This window comes from Achromobacter sp. CSND-B12, assembly GCF_052906545.1.
The window spans coordinates 2,511,756-2,529,374 of the sequence record NZ_JBREGJ010000001.1; the positions used below are offsets into that span (position 1 = coordinate 2,511,756).

18 protein-coding genes are annotated in these 17,619 nt (G+C 66.6%); 3 read left to right on the forward strand and 15 right to left on the reverse strand.

Annotated features, from left to right (window positions below; all coding sequences use genetic code 11):
* The first annotated feature begins 26 nt into the window (after positions 1 to 26).
* Genes ACUTAG_RS11760 through ACUTAG_RS11770 form a run of 3 tightly spaced genes read left to right on the forward strand, consistent with a single transcriptional unit; the run spans position 27 to position 3,063 of the window.
* Positions 27 to 962 carry a 3-keto-5-aminohexanoate cleavage protein gene (locus ACUTAG_RS11760; RefSeq protein WP_148317295.1) on the forward strand — a complete coding sequence of 312 codons (936 nt, stop codon included), beginning with the start codon at positions 27 to 29 and terminating at the stop codon, positions 960 to 962.
* A 52-nt stretch (positions 963 to 1,014) separates the two neighbouring features.
* Complete coding sequence (locus tag ACUTAG_RS11765) at positions 1,015 to 2,214, forward strand: ABC transporter substrate-binding protein (RefSeq protein WP_148317297.1); 1,200 nt, start codon at positions 1,015 to 1,017, stop codon at positions 2,212 to 2,214.
* A gap of 30 nt (positions 2,215 to 2,244) precedes the next feature.
* Positions 2,245 to 3,063: an SDR family oxidoreductase gene (locus tag ACUTAG_RS11770; RefSeq protein ID WP_006385703.1), complete on the forward strand. Its 819-nt coding sequence runs from the start codon at positions 2,245 to 2,247 to the stop codon at positions 3,061 to 3,063.
* Between the two features lie 18 nt (positions 3,064 to 3,081).
* Here the strand turns inward: ACUTAG_RS11770 and ACUTAG_RS11775 are convergent, their stop codons facing one another.
* From ACUTAG_RS11775 to ACUTAG_RS11845, 15 genes are all read right to left on the reverse strand, one after another.
* Positions 3,082 to 4,011 (reverse strand): LysR family transcriptional regulator, encoded by a 930-nt coding sequence (locus ACUTAG_RS11775; RefSeq protein ID WP_148317299.1) that lies wholly within the window; start codon positions 4,009 to 4,011, stop codon positions 3,082 to 3,084.
* A 141-nt stretch (positions 4,012 to 4,152) separates the two neighbouring features.
* Positions 4,153 to 4,749 carry a tail assembly protein gene (locus tag ACUTAG_RS11780; RefSeq protein WP_006385701.1) on the reverse strand — a complete coding sequence of 199 codons (597 nt, stop codon included), beginning with the start codon at positions 4,747 to 4,749 and terminating at the stop codon, positions 4,153 to 4,155.
* Positions 4,746 to 4,982, reverse strand: coding sequence for a hypothetical protein (locus tag ACUTAG_RS11785; protein ID WP_024070527.1), 237 nt, complete (start codon positions 4,980 to 4,982; stop codon positions 4,746 to 4,748). The genes ACUTAG_RS11780 and ACUTAG_RS11785 overlap by 4 nt, the downstream gene beginning before the upstream one ends.
* Positions 4,963 to 5,334, reverse strand: coding sequence for a hypothetical protein (locus ACUTAG_RS11790; RefSeq protein ID WP_047991973.1), 372 nt, complete (start codon positions 5,332 to 5,334; stop codon positions 4,963 to 4,965). Before ACUTAG_RS11790 ends, ACUTAG_RS11785 begins: the two co-directional genes overlap by 20 nt.
* On the reverse strand, positions 5,331 to 8,942 hold the full coding sequence (locus ACUTAG_RS11795) for a host specificity protein J (RefSeq protein WP_262352233.1): 3,612 nt from the start codon (positions 8,940 to 8,942) through the stop codon (positions 5,331 to 5,333). Before ACUTAG_RS11795 ends, ACUTAG_RS11790 begins: the two co-directional genes overlap by 4 nt.
* The gene (locus ACUTAG_RS11800) at positions 8,939 to 9,544 is read right to left on the reverse strand and encodes a tail assembly protein (protein ID WP_006385697.1); all 606 of its coding nucleotides are present in this window, start codon (positions 9,542 to 9,544) and stop codon (positions 8,939 to 8,941) included. Before ACUTAG_RS11800 ends, ACUTAG_RS11795 begins: the two co-directional genes overlap by 4 nt.
* Complete coding sequence (locus tag ACUTAG_RS11805) at positions 9,541 to 10,320, reverse strand: C40 family peptidase (RefSeq protein ID WP_006385696.1); 780 nt, start codon at positions 10,318 to 10,320, stop codon at positions 9,541 to 9,543. The genes ACUTAG_RS11800 and ACUTAG_RS11805 overlap by 4 nt, the downstream gene beginning before the upstream one ends.
* A 2-nt stretch (positions 10,321 to 10,322) precedes the next feature.
* The gene (locus tag ACUTAG_RS11810) at positions 10,323 to 11,051 is read right to left on the reverse strand and encodes a phage minor tail protein L (RefSeq protein ID WP_446650202.1); all 729 of its coding nucleotides are present in this window, start codon (positions 11,049 to 11,051) and stop codon (positions 10,323 to 10,325) included.
* Positions 11,052 to 11,053: 2 nt separating this feature from the next.
* Positions 11,054 to 13,690: a pyocin knob domain-containing S74 family peptidase gene (locus tag ACUTAG_RS11815; protein ID WP_427200251.1), complete on the reverse strand. Its 2,637-nt coding sequence runs from the start codon at positions 13,688 to 13,690 to the stop codon at positions 11,054 to 11,056.
* Positions 13,691 to 13,695: 5 nt separating this feature from the next.
* Positions 13,696 to 14,034: a phage tail protein gene (locus tag ACUTAG_RS11820; RefSeq protein ID WP_054472578.1), complete on the reverse strand. Its 339-nt coding sequence runs from the start codon at positions 14,032 to 14,034 to the stop codon at positions 13,696 to 13,698.
* Positions 14,035 to 14,036: 2 nt separating this feature from the next.
* On the reverse strand, positions 14,037 to 15,323 hold the full coding sequence (locus ACUTAG_RS11825; protein WP_054486042.1) for a phage tail tape measure protein: 1,287 nt from the start codon (positions 15,321 to 15,323) through the stop codon (positions 14,037 to 14,039).
* Positions 15,324 to 15,380: 57 nt separating this feature from the next.
* Positions 15,381 to 15,671 carry a phage tail assembly protein T gene (locus ACUTAG_RS11830; protein WP_006385691.1) on the reverse strand — a complete coding sequence of 97 codons (291 nt, stop codon included), beginning with the start codon at positions 15,669 to 15,671 and terminating at the stop codon, positions 15,381 to 15,383.
* Positions 15,671 to 16,144: a phage tail assembly chaperone gene (locus tag ACUTAG_RS11835; RefSeq protein ID WP_006385690.1), complete on the reverse strand. Its 474-nt coding sequence runs from the start codon at positions 16,142 to 16,144 to the stop codon at positions 15,671 to 15,673. Before ACUTAG_RS11835 ends, ACUTAG_RS11830 begins: the two co-directional genes overlap by 1 nt.
* Before the next feature lie 5 nt (positions 16,145 to 16,149).
* Positions 16,150 to 16,617 carry a phage tail tube protein gene (locus tag ACUTAG_RS11840; protein WP_006385689.1) on the reverse strand — a complete coding sequence of 156 codons (468 nt, stop codon included), beginning with the start codon at positions 16,615 to 16,617 and terminating at the stop codon, positions 16,150 to 16,152.
* A gap of 249 nt (positions 16,618 to 16,866) precedes the next feature.
* Positions 16,867 to 17,460, reverse strand: coding sequence for a hypothetical protein (locus ACUTAG_RS11845; protein WP_020926155.1), 594 nt, complete (start codon positions 17,458 to 17,460; stop codon positions 16,867 to 16,869).
* Positions 17,461 to 17,619 lie beyond the last annotated feature (159 nt).

Sequence of the window (17,619 nt, forward strand, 5' to 3'; positions counted from 1 at the left end):
CCCAAAAACCGCGAGGTGCCAGGCCCATGAAGCCGTCCCGAAACAAAGTCATCATCACCTGCGCCATCACCGGCTCGGTCCACACGCCGTCGATGTCGCCCCACCTTCCCGTCACCCCGGACCAGATCGCCCGGGCGGCGATCGAAGCCGCCCAGGCGGGCGCGGCCATCGTGCATCTGCATGCGCGCCAGCCCGACACCGGGCAACCTACCCAGGACCCTGCGCTATATGCCCAGTTCCTGCCGCGCATCAAGGAAGCGTCGGACGTGGTGATCAACATCACCACGGGCGGATCGCCGATCCTGCCGCTGGCGGACCGCATGGCGCCGGCGCTGCGCTTCAAGCCGGAGGTGGCTTCGCTGAACATGGGGTCGATGAATTTCGGGATGTACGAGCTGCTGGAACGCTTCAAGGCATTCGAGCACGCCTGGGAACGCCCCTATCTCGAAGGCAGCAACGACCTGATCTTCAAGAACACCTTCAAGGATATCGAGCACATCCTGGCATCCTGCGGCGACAACGGCACGCGCTTCGAGATCGAATGCTATGACATCGGCCATCTCTACACCGCCGCGCATTTCGTGGATCGCAAGCTGCTCAAGCCGCCCTTCCTGATCCAGTCGGTCTTTGGCATTCGTGGCGGCATCGGCACGCACCCAGAAGACGTGATGATGATGAAGCGCACGGCCGACCGGCTGTTCGGCGCCGACTACATCTGGTCGGTGCTGGCCGCCGGGCGCAAGCAGACGCCGCTGGCAACGATGGCGGCGACGATGGGCGGCAACGTGCGCGTGGGCCTGGAGGATTCGCTGTGGGACGGGCCGGGCGAACTGGCGCGGTCCAACGCCGACCAGGTGCGGCGCATCCGCCGCATCCTGGAAGACCTGTCGCTGCAGGTCGCCACGCCGGACGAGGCGCGCGCGACCCTGCAACTGAAGGGCGGGCACGACGTCGCCTTCTGAGCGGCGGCGGGGCGTCCATATCAACAAGATCCGCGGGATCGAGGAGACACACATGAAAAAAACACTGTGCGCGGCCGCGCTGGCCGCCGCGCTGGGATGGACGGGCGCGGCGCAGGCCGATGATGGCGTGATCCGCATCGGCTTCATCACCGATATGTCGGGCCTGTCGGCCGACGCCGACGGCCCGGGCGGCGCCGAGGCCATCAAGATGGCGGTGGCGGACCTGGGCGGCGTGGTGGCGGGCAAGAAGATCGAGGTTCTGGTGGCCGACCACCAGAACCGCGCCGACATCGCTTCGTCGCGGGCCCGCGAATGGCTCGACCAGAAAGGCGTGAACATGCTGATCGCCGGCGCGAATTCGGCGGCGGCGCTGGCCATGGCCAAGGTGGCCGAGGAAAAGAAGACGCCGTTCTTCGTGGTCAGCGCCGGCGCCTCGGAGCTGACCAATTCCCAATGCACCCCGTACACCGTGCACTATGCCTATGACACGGTGTCCCTGGCCCGGGGCACGGCCCGCGCCATGCTCAAGGAAGGCAACAAGGACTGGTTCTTCCTGACGGTGGACCACGCTTTCGGCCAGGCGCTGGAGCGCAACGCCTCGGCGGTGGTGCAGGCCGACGGCGGCCAGGTCAAGGGGCGCGTGCGCCACCCGCTGAACACCGCGGATTTCTCCTCGTTCATCCTGCAGGCGCAGGCCTCTGGCGCGTCGGTGCTGGGCCTGGCCAATTCTGCCAGCGACACGAGCAACGCGGTCAAGGCCGCGGCCGAATTCGGGTTGACGCCGAAGATGAAGATCGCCGGCCTGCTGGTGCTGATCACCGACATCCATGCGCTTGGCCTGCCGGCGGCGCAGGGCATGTACCTGACCACCGCCTGGTACTGGGACCAGGACGACGCCTCGCGGCAATGGGCCGCGCGCTTCGAGGAGAAGATGAAGAAGAAGCCGTCGATGCTGCAGGCGGGCGACTACTCGGCCGCCACGACCTACCTGAAGGCGGTGGCCGCCACCGGCAGCACCGACGGCGACACGGTGATGAAGTGGCTCAAGGCCAATCCGGTGAACGACTTCTTCGTCAAGGATGGCAGGATCCGCGCCGACGGCCTGATGGTGCACGACATGTTCCTGATGCAGGTGAAAACCCCGGCGGAATCGAAGGGGCCTTGGGACTACTACAAGCTGGTGGCGCGCGCGCCGGGCGACCAGATCTACACCTCGCCGGCGGAATCGACCTGCCGATTGATGAAGCCCTGATCCCGCGCCCCACTCCCGCAAGGAATCCGCATGACCACTAAGAACCCCATTCCCGGCGATATCGCCGCCCTGCCCGTCGACCTGACCGGCCAGCGCGTGATCGTGACGGCGGGCGCGGCCGGCATCGGCGCGGCCATCGCCGGCGCCTTCGCCGCGCGTGGTGCCCAGGTCCATATCTGCGATGTGGACGAACGCGCGCTGGCGGCCTGCCCGCATCCCTGGTCGCGCGCCGACGTCAGCCAGCGCGACCAGATCGACCGCTACATGCAGGAAGCCTTGGCGCGGCTGGGCGGGCTGGACGTGCTGGTGAACAACGCCGGCATCGCCGGGCCGACCGCCGGTATCGCCGACATTGCGCCGCAGGAGCTGGACGCGACGCTGGACATCAACCTGGCATCGCAATTCCATACCGTGCGCCACGCGCTGCCGGCCTTGCGCCAGGCCGGCGGCGGCAGCATCATCAATATCAGCTCGGTGGCCGGCCGCATGGGCGTGCCGATGCGCACGCCCTACGCGGCCACGAAATGGGGCGTGGTGGGATTGACGCGATCGCTGGCTGTGGAACTGGGTGGCTACGGCATCCGGGTCAACGCGCTGCTGCCCGGACTGGTGGCGGGGCCGCGGATCGACCGGGTGATCGAGGCGCGCGCCCGCAACATGGGCGTGACGGTGGCCGAGGAAACCCGGCTGGAACTGGCCGGTGTCAGCCTGGGGCAGTTCGTGCGGGCGGCCGACATCGCCAACATGGCGCTGTTCCTGGCCAGCCCGTTCGGCGCGATGGTCAGCGGCCAGGCCATCAGCATCGATGGCGACCTGCAGTCGCTGCCCTGGCAGCCGCCGGCGGATTGACACGCGACCGCCGGCGACTCATGCGAGCAGCTGGATGGTCTGCGCATAAACGCCGTGCCGACGATCCTCGGCCGCTGCGCGCAACGCGTCCAGCAGGCGTTCCGCCAGATCCTGGCTGGCGGATTCCTTGCGCGTGATCAGCACGAAATCGAACCACTGGCGCGACGCCAGCGGCAGCGCCACCAGTTCGGGATAGGCCGGCACGATGTCGGCGGCCGACAAGGCGTTGACCATGCTGATGCCGCGCACCGCCCTGACGGTGCCCGGCAGCAGCGACATGTGGGCCTGCATGCCCGAACGCAGTTGCAGCGACTCGGCGATATCGCCTTGCGGCATGACGTAGTCGGACCACAGCGGCTGCACGTAGCTGTCGGGCCGGATGTCGCCGACCGCGACCGCCTCCTGGCGCGCCAGGGGATGGTCGCGATGGACGATGGCCATGACTTCGGTGCGCAGGAATGGCAGGAAGGCAAGGCGGGCGCTATCGCGCGACACGGCGCCAAGGCCGAAATCGGCGCGCATGGTCTCCACGGCGCTGATGATCTGCACCGAGGATTCCAGGTCGATCGAAAAGGGCCGGGTGCCGTTGGCATCGAGGTAGCGCCGCACCGCATCGGGCGCGTACGCCAGCGCCAGCGCCGGCGATGCCGCGATCCGCAGGTTGCGGCCACCGAATTGCTCGATACTGTGCAATGCCTCGTCGATGCGGACCAGTTCGTCCAGGACGTGCTTGGCCTCGCTGTAGAGATACTGCCCGGCTTCGGTCGGGCGCAGAGTCTTGTGGGACCGGTCGAACAGCTGCACGCCGGTGGCCTGTTCCAGGCGCGAGATCGCGTGGCTGACGGCCGGCTGCGTCAGGTGCATGGCCTGCGCGGCCTGGCGGGTGGATCCGGTCATGACCACCGTGTAGAAAATGCGCAGGTCGTGGATATTGAAGTTGCGCTTCATGCGGCGTCGCGGCTCCCCCGATTGGATATGGCCGGCGCGGCCCTGCTCGCGCCGGTTCCTGATTCTAGGTCGAGTCGGCGTCAAAAGCAGGCAGAGCGGATGGGAACCGCGTCCGACATGGGGACGGCCGCCCGCCGCTTCTCACACCTGGTCCTCCGAGTAGATCCCCGCCGAGATGGTGGCGCTGCCGACGAACAGCTCGCCGTACAGCACCGGCACCGGATTGCCCTGCGCGGTGGTGTTGACCGGACCATTGAAGTTGTAGGACGCGCCATTGTTCGGGCCGTCCTTGACGCTCAGGGCGCGCTGCTGCGGCGTCAGCAACTGGACCACGCCGCCCAGGGTCATGGCCACCCCCATGGTCATCAGCGACGTGCTGGCGCCCGCCCAAAGCGCCACGTTGACGCCGGGGATGAAGGACGCCACGATCATCGCCACGCCCACCACCACCTGCATCAGGCCGCCCCGCTTGGCGCCGGTGGGCATGGGCGCGATGCGGATGTCCTCGTTGCCGGCGGGACGGCCGAGCTCCGCTTCGGCCAGGTTGCGGCGGCCGATGAAGCAGGCATAGCGCACGCCCCGGGATTCGCTGTCGAGCAGGCGGGTTTCAAAGCCGGGCAGCAGCGCGCACAGGGCGCGCACCGCTTCCGCGGTGCTGGAGACGGCCAGCCGATGCAGCCGGCCGAATTCCGCGCCCAGCCTGCCATAGAGGCGGATGGTTGTCAGGGATTGGGTCATGTCGGATTCCTCGCGAGGTCCGCGCCGCCCCCGGCATCGACGCTGGCGGGTTTGGGGTAGCGTTGTTTGACGCCCTGGCATTGCGCCACCCATTGCGCCACCGGCTCGGGCAAGGCCTGCCCCGAGGATTGCAGGTGCGCGGCGAACTTCATGATCGCGTCGAGCTGGTCGCCGATGGCGGGATAGGCGCGCGCGCGCAGCGGCGCGTAGGGTTCATAGTGGCGGATTTTCAAGGTCGAACTCCATGTCCAGATAGGGCCAGGCCCGCACTACGATGCGGTACTTCCCGGGTTGATCGAATTCCAGCTCGATATTCGCTTCGTCGCAGGGGTATTCCTTGCGATTGATGGCGATCAGGCTGGGGACCGGAAGACCGGAGAGCCGCGCCCCCCGCAGGACTGCCTCGCCGCGTGGACGGGGCGTGACTTGGCCATTGCGCACATAATGGCTTTGGCCATCGACGGCGCCATCGACGTATCCCGATGCGCCATTCGCGGCGACCATATCCCCCAGCTGATCGGCCTGCTGCAAAGACAGCACGCTGAATACACGCCCATCGGCGTCATAAAGAGAGTAGACATTCATCGCAATAGTCCCATGAGAGCTATGTTGCCCGACGCGTTCCCATAGCCGTCGACCGGCCGCGGGAAAGTGATCGTCAAGCTATAAGTTCCTGGCGACAGGAAGTCGCTGAGCCAGATCTGGCCGGTACCGCTGAAACCGAAGTTGGATGTCATCGTTCCCACCACGTTGGACGTCCCCGCCCAGTTCCCATCTCCGGTACCGAAGACATGGTTTTGGAGCATCATCAGGCGTGCCGCCACATTCAGATAGATGGACACCGTGGCCGTGTTGGTTCCGGAATAGCGGCCCCACTGTAGATTGAAGGTGGCCGAGTTGTTGATGACAACCGCACCGCTGGCAATTCGCAAGGTGTCTACCTGTGCCAGGCCAATATGAGCAGTCTTGATGTACGCGGAGTCGAAGTTCGCCAGTTTCGCGAACAGCGAGGCGCTTTCGATGCGGTCCGCGTTCATGAATCCGGCATTGATCTTGCCCGCATCCAGGCTGCGGATCATCGCGTTGGTGATGCGCCCGGTGCCGATCACCGCGTCATTGATGAAGGTCTGTCCGTTCTCGATGACGAACGGCGTGGTGGTCGCGCCGTTGGCCAGGTTCAGCAGGGCCAGCCGGTCCGCCAGGAAGTACACCGAGGTCTGCACCTGGCCGTCGGGCTGGGTGTAGGCGCCCAGCGACATGCCGGCGGCGTAGACCTTGTTGTCCTGCGTGACCTGGGCTTTTACGCTCCAGGTTGCCTTGAGCTTGCCGTCCAGCCCGACCAGCGCCGTGCGCGCCTGCTCGACACCCGCGGCGGCGCCGTTGGCGGTCGCCAGCACGGTGTCGACGCGCGAGGACAACGCCCCGTCCGCGTCGGCCCGCTTGGCCTCCTCGGCGGTGATGGCCGCGCGCGTTTCGTCCAGGCCGGTCGTCAGGCCGTCGATGGTGCCGACGAGATCCTTGGCCAGTTCGTCGCGGCTGATCTTGCCGTTCAGGTACTCCAGGATCTCGCTGGCTTCCCAGCTGGATTCGCCCATCACGCCCTGGTCGGCCGGATACCAGGCGCCGATCTCGCCGTTCAGCGCGACGATGCGGCCCCAGAAGTAGAAGCGCTTGCCGGCCGACAGGCCCATCAGCGTATGCGCGCTTTGCGGGAAGGCGAAGTCGCCCAGCTTGATGGCGCTGGCGCGGTCGTTGGAGGCGCTGTACCAGATCTCGGTGCGCTGCGCGGTGAAGCGGCCTTCCGGGAAGGCCCAGCGCAGCTCGATGCCGAACACCAGGGATTTGGCGGCCAGCAGGGCCAGCGCGGGCGGCGGCGCGATATCGCCCTCCAGCGTCGTTTCGGTCGAATTGACCCACACCGACGAGATGTCCGACACGTTGATGGCACGCACCCGAGCCACATAGGCGCCGGCCCGGATATCCGGCAGTTCCAGCGTCAATGCGCCCGTGCGGCCCGCCTCGACCCAGTCGGAATTGTCGCGCCGCCATTGCACCTGGTAGGCCACGGCCGAGGGCACCGCATCCCAGCTGATGATGCCCACATGGCGCGCGATGCCCTGGTCGATCACCGAGCGCGACGCCAGGCGGATGTTGCCCGGCGCCGGTTGCACCGAGGGCGGCACCACCGTGATCGGCTTGGGATCCAGCCGGGTGCCGAAGTCCACGTTGTCGAACTTGCCGGGTTCGTGCTGGACCGCCGAGATCTCGGCCACCAGCCCTTCCTTGCGCTTGACGCTCAGCACGCGGAAGGTCTGCGCCGACAGGGCTTCGGATTCCAGGGTCCAGACGCATTCGGCCTCCGGGGCCTGCGAGAACGGCGTGGTCACCGTGATGTGCAGCACGGTGCCGGGCAGGCCGACCAGGTCGGCCGTCAGCTCGGTGGAATCCACCGTGAAGGCGACGTTGTCCACCGTCAGGCCGGTGCCCACCGCGGCCGCCACCACGCGCGTTTCCGACAGGCCATTGGGCAGGTTGACGGTCAGGCGGTCGCCCGGGCGCACGCCCAGCTCCGCGTCCACCGTGACCTTGCTGACGGTGCCTTCGCGGATGCGGCCGCCGATGCGCCGTCCCGCCAGATGCTGATCCGCCACGCGGATGACGCTGCCGGGGCGCACGCGGCAGGCGTCCAGGCCCACCGAGAACGTGACCGAACGCGTTTCCAGGTTGGACGTCAGCAGCATCCACTTGCCGATCCGGTGCGCCTGGCCCCGCGAGGTGCAGCCAAAGCCGGTCACCTCGACCTGCTGGATGCCGTAGCGCGCGATGCCTTCACGGTTTTCGACGTACTCGACCTTTTGACGGCCCATTTCGGACATATCGCTCCAGGAGACCAAGGCCACGGTGTAGCGCGTGGTCAATGCCGAGCCGGCGTAGCTGAACCTGCCATCGACCACGTTGGCCGACGAGAAGGTGTAGACCGGATCGCCCGGCATGTCGGCGGACGCGAACACCGCGGCATTGGCCCAATAGGCCATGCCGCGGAAGATGGAAGCGAAGTCCTGCACCACGCGATAGGCATCGGCCGCCTGCTGCAGGTAGACGTTGCAGGTGAAGCGCGGTTCCTTGCCGCCGAAACCATCGTCGACCATCTCGTCGCAATAGCGGCCGATCTGGTACAGGCCCCACTTGTCCAGCCAGCCCGCCGGCACGCGGGTTCCCAGGCCATAGCGGTCGTTGCTGACCAGGTCGTAGAAGATCCAGGCGGGGTTGTTGGTCCAGGCCAGCTTGAAGGTGCCGTCCCATACGCCGTCGTAGCTGCGCAGATCCGGGTGATAGTTGGACGGCACGCGGATGATGCGGCCGCGCACGTGGTAAGCCCGGGTGGGAATGCTCTGGAACTGCGAAGCGTCGATCTTGATGCCCACCAGCGCGGACATCGGATAGCGCAGCTTGGCATCGATGATCTCGGTGACCGTATCCACCACGGTGCGGTCGGAGATGGTATTGCTGTTGGCATTGGGCGTGATCCGGCGCACGCGCAGGGTCCAGCCCTGGCGCGCGCGCGGCAGGTCGATGCGATGCGAGCGGGTGTAGCGCTGCGTGGTCTTGCCGTCGAAGGCGGTCGACAGCACCACCTGGTAGCCGGCGCCATCGGTGTTCAGCTCGATCACGTACTCGACGCGGTAGCCGTTGATGTCGCCATTCTTGGTGTCGGCGCGGCTCAGTCCTTCCACGGCCAGCGTCACGCGCACCGCCGACGCCTGCAGATTGGTGAACAGGCGCGTCCACGGCTGGCTCGACTTGAGCTCGGCATTGATGCCGATGGTGCTTTCCGAGGCGGGAAAACCGGGCAGCGGATCCTGCAACTGCGTGCCGGTGCGAAAGTCGATCGACGCGCCGCTGAAGTTCAACGAGCCGTCCTCGTTGGCCACGGGCGTGCCGTTCAGGTAGACGTCGCGCAGCGCGTTGTCCATGCCGTGCACCGGGCCGTAGATCTCGCCTTCGCCCAGCAGGTCGATGACGCGCGCATAGGCGGTGCTGTGCAGGCTGTCGGGAGATTCCACCGGCGTGCGTCCCCCGCCGCCGCCCTTGCCCTTGTGGCCGACCAGCGCCGGATTCCCGGCGTGGCGCCCGCCCCCCAAAGCAAAGGCGCCCGCGGGCGCCTTGTTCCTGTTGCGATGTCGTTGTTTCATACGTGGTCTTCCGAATAGATGCCTGCGGAGATCGTGGCGCTGCCGACGAACATTTCCCCGTACAGCAAAGGCACGGGGTTTCCCTGCGCAGTGGTGTTCACGGGTCCGTTGAAGTTATAGGACGCGCCGTTGTCGGGCCGGTCCTTGGCGCTGAGCAGCCGCTGCTGGGGCGACAGCATCTGGGCCACGCCGCTCAGCATCATGGACAATCCCATGGTGGCCGTGGCCTGCACCATCCCCCCGGCCTGGAACGCGGCCGCCACGCCACCGCTGTAGATCGCCGCGGCGGCGATCAGCACCGCGCCCAGCATGGTCTGGAACAGCCCGCCGTTCTTGGCGCCCGCCAGCATCGGCGCGATGCGGATGACGTCGGCGCCCACCGGGTGCCGCAACTCGTCTTGCGACAGATTGCGGCGACCGGCAAAGCAGGCGAAGCGCACCCCGCGTCGTTCACTGGCCAGCAAGGCCGGCTCGAAGCCCGGCAACAGGGCGCACAACGCCCGCACCGCCTCGGCCGGGCTGGCCACGGCCAGGCGGTGTTCGCGGCCAAAACGCTTGCCCAGCCAGCCATACAGGCGGACCAGGCGTACCTTGTCGTTCATGTCCTTTCTCCATAACGCAGCACCAGGCGGGTGGCTTCGCGCCAGAAGCCGCCGTACACGACCCGTTCGGAGTCACGTCCATACAGGTGATGCAACATTGCGTCGGGCAGCGGGAACAGGTCCGGCGCCTCGCGCAGCGGCTCCGGGCCGATGAAGACGCCGGCGTGATTGGCGCGGTCCGACCGCACCTGCATCACCACAACGTCGCCCGGCGCCATGGTTTCGTGCGGCGCCAGGGGCCGGAATCCCGCCTCGGCGTAGTGATCCATGTACAGATCGCCCGCATGGCCAGGCTGCCACCAGCCGTCTTCGCGGGCGAAATCCGGCAGCCGGATCCCGCGTTCACGCGCATACCAGTCGCGCACCAGCGAATAGCAATCGAGCACGCCATGCGCGAACTGGCGGCCCAGCAGCGGCGCCTGGAAGCCTTCTGGCGTGAAGCCGCGGATCTCTCCCGCCTTGACCTTTCCATCCAGGTCCTTCTCCACCGCCACGATGTACCAGGGCAGGCCGGACGCCTCACAGGCCACCCGGTCGGCCTCGCTGGGCACGGCGGGCGCGTCCGGATGCGAATGCACCACCGCCACGATCCGGCCGCTTTCCTCGGCCGCCGCGTAGTCCTGCGCCGACATGACGAAGTGCTCTTCGCTGGCGGCCGTATTGCGGCACGGCACATACCATTCACGGCGGCCGGCCTTGAGCACCAGGCCGCAGCATTCCTGCGGATACGTCGCCACGCCATGGTCGCGGATGGCTTGCATCGTGCGCTTGAGCATGCCTATCCCCTTACCAGGTCGGCGGACGGGAAGCCGCCGAAGTTGATGACTTCGTACTCGCCGAAGCGCTTCTTGCAGTCGGACATCAACCCCGAGCAGCGGTCCAGCGTGGGATCGGTGACCGGCTTGCCGTCCAGGTCGAACATGCGGCTGCCGGTATAGCCGCAATAGGGGCCGCGATAGCCGCCCTTGCGCAGCCACGAACACACGCCGGCGATGATCGGGCGGTCGGGCAGCTTCTGGCCGTTGAAGTCCAGGGCGCTGGAGAGCGAGAACTCCACCACCTGCGCGGTCTCCACGGTCTTCTGCTGCACGATCCAGACTTCGGGCGGCAGTTCTTCCTGGGGATCGGCAGTGGGGTTGCCTTCGGCAAAGTTCACCGCGTCCAGGTATTTGCCCAGCGTGCGGCGCACGACCACGCGCGCGCCCACCAGGTCATCCAGGTGGATGCAGAGGGCGGAGATGACGCCCACCACCGGCTTGCCCTTTTTGTCCAGGCCGATGTTGCCCACCCGCAACGTGGGCGAAGGCTGCTGGCCCTCGCCCACCTGTTCGAAACCTTCGGCGCGAATGGCCCACGGCTCGTATTGCTGTCCCTGCCACCAGATCGGCCCCACCTGGGTGTAGCCATGAAACCGCAAGACCTGGCCGCCAACCTCCGTCGCGTCCAGCTCGAACAGTTCGACCAAGGTGCCGACTTCAAGCTTTTGAACGTCAGAATAGATACCCATCGTTATTTTCCTTCGGTCTGTCGCGGCGAATCGGCGGCGCCGGAGTCACCTTTCGGGTGCTCGATCCGGCTTGCCAGTTCCTCGATCCGCCGATTCATTTCCTGCATGGCGCAGACCATGCGCGCGACCAGTTTCGAACTGTCGACGCCCTGCAGCTTCATGCGGGGCGCGCCGCCATGGACGTCGGACATCACGGCATCCTTCTCGCCGGAGACCGCCAGCGGCGCCACCTCCTGCAGTTCGTGTGCAATGAAGCCGTCATGGTCGCTGTCGTCCATCACCATCTTGAACGTGCGTGGCCGCATCTTGAGCACCGAACGCAACGCCCAGGCGCCGTCCATGTCCTCGATGTCGTACTTGACCCGGTAGTCCGAGGTGGTGTTGTAGGAGGTGGCCGCAGGCGATGTCTGGACCGTGCCCACCAATCCGCCCGCCGCGTTGGTGAATACGATTGCCGACGTGTGATCGATTTGCGGGCTGTACAGCGTGCCGAAGCGGCTTCCGCCGCCTTCGAAGTTGATCGCCTGGCGCACCAGGTAGTTGCGGTTGTATTCCGCCCCGAGCACCCAGGTCGCCGCGGTATTGACCCGCCCGCAGTCATAGCCCGCGACCTCGAAGATCAACGGCTGGTAGGTGCCGCTGCCGGTCCTGCCGCTGGTGACATACGCGCCCGACGGAAAGCACTGCAAGGCCAGCACACTGGCATTCGCGCCATTGTCCTGCCATACGTTCAGGCGGCCACCAGCCGCCGCCGTGCCGGGCACCACATTCAGGTTGGCGGTGCCGCTAAGGCTCTGGAACGCACCGCCGGCATTGGGGCCGAACCCCGTGGCCCCGCGAACTTTCCAGCTCGTGGAATCGAACGTCAAGTCCTGCGCGATATTCGCGTCGAACCGTGCATAGGCGGTGCCGTTCCAGCGGTACCAGCCCGCACCATCCACATGGATGTCACCGCAATCGGCGGTAGGCATCTGCACCGCATTGCTCCAGCTTCCCGCGACCCGCCACGGCTGCCAGCTGCCGGCCGTGGCGTTGCCATGGCGAACGTAGCGGCGCGGCTTCTGGCCCGAGAAAAGCACGGACACCTCCTGGCACACGCTACCCGCCGCCAGCCAGTACACATTCATGTACCCCGCATTCACGGCGGCGCTCGGCGGCCAATTCGCCCCCGACATCGGCGTCGCATTGCTCCAGGTGTAGAAAGTGTTGTCGGCGACTAGGGTATTGGCGTCGGTCGCGGCGCCCAGGTAGACGTGCGTCACGGCCTGGTCGGCGCGGGCCAGTTCGAACCAGGCGCCCCAGGTTGCGACACCCGCGCTCAGGAAGCGATTGCGAATGAACTTGCGCGGATTGGCCAGCGTGTAGGTGGTGTACTCCTGGTACACCGCATTGTTGCTGCCGGTGCCGAACTTCACCGAGAGCAGCCCGGCCAACGGCGTGGGATAGTTCGCCCCGGCCGCCGCGGCCGCATTCGTATTCTGGCTGTAGTCGCCCGGCGTGACGCAAGTATTGAGATCCTCCGCGGCGCCCAGCTGCCTGGCGTTGACGCCCGGCACCTGCGCCTGCGGAATCTTGCCGCTAGCGTCCAGCGTGGCAACACCGCCCGGCGAGCCCAGCTGCGCGGAGTCCACGCTGGCCACCCACGGCGACCAGGAGCCACCGATCAGGGACCGGTTGTAGACCTTGTTGCCGTTGCCGGCGTAGTAGACCTGGCACACGCCGGAGGTCATGGCGGGCCCGCCCTGAGGCGACCCCGACATCACCAGCAGGTAGCCGGACTGCGACACCGGGAAATTGGTCCCTCCCGCGGCGATCGCCGATGTGCCAACCATCCACAAGCCGCGCTGGGTGTAGCTATCCAGGTCCTGCTCCGTCGCCAGCGCGCCCGCATAAGAAACCACCGTGGTGGTGTCGGCCAGTTCCTTCCAGGCCGACCAAGTGGTCGCCGACACCCGCACGCGCCAGAAGCGTTGCATCGCGGTCATGACATTGGTGCGCGTCGTGTAGACCTGCACGATGGGCGTGCCTGTCGCTGTGACCTCCAGGAATCCCACGTTGGCCACCGGATAGTTGGCGCCGGCCGCGGCCCCTGCGATCGTCGCCTGGTAGAACGATCCCGGCGTGACGCAATCGTTCAGGTCGTGCGCCGACGTCGGCAGCACTGCCGAGTAGGCCACGGGAATCTGCGCGGCCGGCACCTTGCCGCTAGCGTCCAGCGTGGCAAGGCCATTGGCGGCACCCTTTTGCGACAGCGCCGTGAGTTCCTGCCACGCTGCCCAGGTGCCGCCGTAGAACGAGCGCCAGAATCGCCGTGAATACGCGCCCGAACGGTACTGCGTGAATTCCTGATACACGAACAGTCCGTCCGGAGAGGCGGCCACTTCCAGCAGGCCGGCATTCGCCAAGGGATAGTTGCTGCCGGATTGTGCGTTGGCGTTGGTCGCCTGGTGGTATCGCCCCGGCCTGGTGAGCGTGTTCAGGTCCACGCCGGCCCCGATCGGCGACGCGTTCCCAACACTGTCCAGCCCGGCCTGGGTGGCCGCGAAATTCGCATTCACCTTCTGCATGGCCACGCGCAAGGGATCGCCGGTCTTGTCGTTGTCGGTCTTGCCGACCTGAATGGTTTGCATGTTCGCCATGATGCTCAAGACCTGAAGACTTGTTGGAAGGTGACCGCCAGCGAGTACATCTCGCCGCCCAGCGCGGTCAGGTCGTACTCCGTCGCGGTGTAGAAACCCGGTTCGCCCAGCGGCGGCTGCCACTGGAATCCGCGATGCCCCTCGTGGCGGTCCAGGAAGGTCACGATAGGGCCGATCTGCGCCGCCGACCCCGAGAACTGCAAGGGCCACGACGCCACCTTGTTGTTGATACCGTCCGCGGCGCGCTGGCTGTAGCCGTCGCCAAATTGCGCGGTCAAGATACGGAACTTGGTCCGGCCCTGTGGATTGATGCGAGGCGACCAGTTGAAGACTTCGATTGCCATGCTCATGCCCCCGCTAAACGGTTGTTGTTGGCTTGCCATGCCAGGCCGCCCTGGCGATACGATTGCGACATGCGGCGATCGACCAGTTGCGTGACGTATTCGCCGATCTGCTGGCCGAACTGCTGCCAGCCGCCCTCCCCGGATTCGCTGGAGGCACTGACGTTGCCGTCCTGCACGTAGACGTTGACGGCAACGCCTCCCGCGACAGGGTTGGTATCGCCGCCAACGTTCGGGAAGGCCGCGCGAATGCCGAGCGAACCGTCGGCGCCGCGATGCAGCGGCATGATGGCCTCGGGGCCGGCTTCGCCCATGACGCCCATGGGGAAGGCGACGGGACTCGTGACCATGCCGTTGGTGAAGGCGTTGCCCTTGGCGCTGGGGAAGAATGACAGCGCCGTTCCGCCGGAGACGAAGCTGCTGCCAACGGAAATCCCCCCGCCGCCGCTGAACAGGTCTGAGAGGAACGATCCGGCTTTCCCGATCCATCCCCCCACGCCGCCCTTACCCTCCATGAAGCTATTGCCCAGCAGCGTTTCCATCAATTTGGCGGACGCCGCCGAGGTCACCATCTTTGCCACGTTGTTCAGGAACGACAGGCCCAACTTGTCGAACTTGTCCGCGACAAAGTCGTACATCTTCGTGCCCAGGATGTCCTGGATCTTGCTTGCGCCATTACGCGCCGATTCGAGCAGCTTGTCGTTCACGTCCAGCATGAAATCGCCGTCCCGCTTCACCAGACCGAGACTGCGTCTTGCCGTGTCGTACTTGTCCTGGCTCAGCGTGCCGTCGTTCAATGCCTGATCGAGCGCCTCCTGCTTTTGACGCTTTTCTTCGTTGGCGGCCGCGTCGGGATTCGCCAGGCTCTGGATATACGCGCTCATCTTCATCTGCGCGCGCAACTTGTCCAACCGCGACGCGCCAGCCAACAGGCTGACCTTGTCGTCATCGCTCTCGCCCGAGAATCTGCCGATCTCGGTTTCCACCCGCATTCGTCCGACTTCCGAGTCCACGCCCAGCAGCGCGCCGGTCTTGCGCATGTCCGCCAGCGTCTGCTCGACGGCTTCCGACCGGATAGCGCGGGCGTTGCGATCCAGCGCCTGCGTCGCCTTGGCCTTTTCAGCCGTTCCCAACCTGGTGACGGCAGTGTCCTTGACGCCCGCCGTCGCGGTCTTCGCGAGTTCGCTGCCGCGCGCCTTCAGCGCCGTGCAATTCCGGTTGAGTTCGGTGGTCTGCTGCTTCAACGCCGCGGTTTCCGCGGCGATCTGCGCCGCGGTCTGTATGGTTGTCATGGTCCTTTACCTCTCATAGATCCGCCTCCGGCCCGCTTGCGCGGGCCGGACACGTCGTCAAGACCCCTTCCCGGCCTTCGACAGCAGGAACGCCTTCAACGCGTCCGCCCCCGCCTCGGCGGGAGGTTCCTCGTCGTGCGCGCCCCAACGCACCAGCATGTCCGTGGCGCGCACCTTGGCGCCGGCGGCCTGCGCCACCGTGGCGGCGAGGCTGGCGGCAAGCAGGTCGGCCCGCTCGTCTCCCAGGGGAGAGGTGCGGTCCAGTTCGCGCCACAAGGACAATTCATGGGTGTCGATGCTGTCCATCAACTCGCCCAGCGTGCGTCCCAGCCGAAGAGCCAGGACCATCAGGAAACGGAGGTCTGGCGTTTCCTGGAGGGCTTTTTTGCGCGCTCCTGCGCACCCTCCCCGAGGTTGCCCAGCTCGATTGCCCTGGCCACCAGCGTGGCGTGGGCCGGCCCGTAGGCCGCCGCCACCATGTCGACGTCGTCATCGCTGAAGACGCGCCGCGGGCCATGCTCGGTCTGCTCGAACAGCGTACGCACCAGCAGGCTGGCCGAGGCGCGGGTGTAGTCCACGCCCGGCGCGTCCAGCTTGGCGCGCACGGTCTCGTTGTCCTCGCCCGGCACCACGCCCGCGGCCGCCCAGATGGCGCGGATGTGAAACAGGTGATCGCCGGCGCTGGGCGCGCGCACGATGACGCGCGCGTCCTGCCATTGCGGCACGCTGAGGGTTTCATGCGCGAAGCCGGCCAGCGGATCGGCCGCCAGGCCGCGCACGCCCGCCGCGCGAGCCGGGGAATTGATCGACGTGTCCGTCATGGCGCTCAGCCCCCGTTGGCGGGTGCGTCGGTCATCTTGACGGCGCCGGTCACGCGCACGTTGAACGTGGCGGACACGACGTTGTCCAGCTGGCCTTGCCATTGGTATTGCGTCACCAGGCCGAGGAACTCGAACTTGGCGCCGTCGGCGAAGGTCACGCGGAAGGCGCGGGTCTTCTTGTCGCTGCGCGCGGCCACCAGCGCTTTCTGCGCCGGGTCGCCGGCCTTCCAGTTGCCGGCCATGCTGAAGGTGCCGCTGTCGTCCAGGCCCAGGGCGTATTCCTTGGCGGTCGACTTGAGCACGGTGACGTCGATCTCGGTGGTCTGGCCGCCCTGGAAGTTCGGGTCCTTGATGGTGATGGCCAGATCGGCATAAGCCAGGCCAGCCGCGCCCAGGTCCTCGGTGGCCGTGGTCGACACTTCCAGTTGCGTGCCCTGGGTTTGAACGAATTGCGAAACGGTAGTACCTGCCATTGCAGACTCCAAAAAAAAGCCCGCCAATGGCGGGCAATTGCGGACGCCCGGCAAACCGGGACGGCCACGAAAAAGCCCCGCGGCGAATGCCGCGGGGCTGGATCGGTCTGTCGGGAACGGCATGGCGAACCACGCGGCATGCGTGTTGCGCGATGCCCGTTCCGACGGCTCTCATAAAAAAACCCGCTGGCGCCTTTGGGCGTTCAGCGGGTCTGGCTGGTTCGGGCGCAACTTGCCCCGACGAATCAATTATGCGGAAGCACCGCGCGCGCCGCAAGGTTTGGCGCGATCCGCGTGTCGCACTTGCGGCGCCGTCACCAGCGCGCGGCGGCGCAGCGCGGGCAGCAATGCGGCCTTGGCCTCCTGGTAGGCGGCGTGCTGCTGTTCGGGCGTCAGCCGCGGGTTGCTGAAGACGCGCGCGCCGGCCGCCTTGTTGCCGGCATGCACGCCGATCGCCGAGCGCTGCTGCCACGGCAGCTCGTCAATACACAATTCGGTCTGCTCGCCGCGCGTGGCGGCCAGGCGCGCGTCGACATCCTCGTCGTCATAGGCTTCGTCGGACGTCATGCCGCGCGCGAACGCCGCCACCCTGCCCACGCCCAGGTGCGGCCGATAGCCGCGGCTCCAGTGATACCACTCCATGATCAGCGCTTCGACCTGATCCGATTCCTCTCGTGTCATGTTCTGCCCCTTCTGGTGCTGGCCGCGCGCGCCCTCCTGGCGGCTGGCGGCCGCCGCTGCCGGCCGCGCGGAAAGCGAGCGCGCGATGGCCGCGCCCGCCTGCGATGCCGCGGCGATCCAGTCTTGCGGCGCCCGCAGCGCCATGTTTCCTGCCTGATTCATTTGCCGCTCCTTGGCGTTGGGTTCGATGGTGGCGCCCGTCGTCAACACGAGGGGCCGGATGGGTGCCGTGGCGGCACCGCGACGTTGGACGGGCGATGCCGCCGTCCGGATGGGTTGCCGGGAGAAGCGATCAAGTAGCGATACGCTACCCACGCTTCC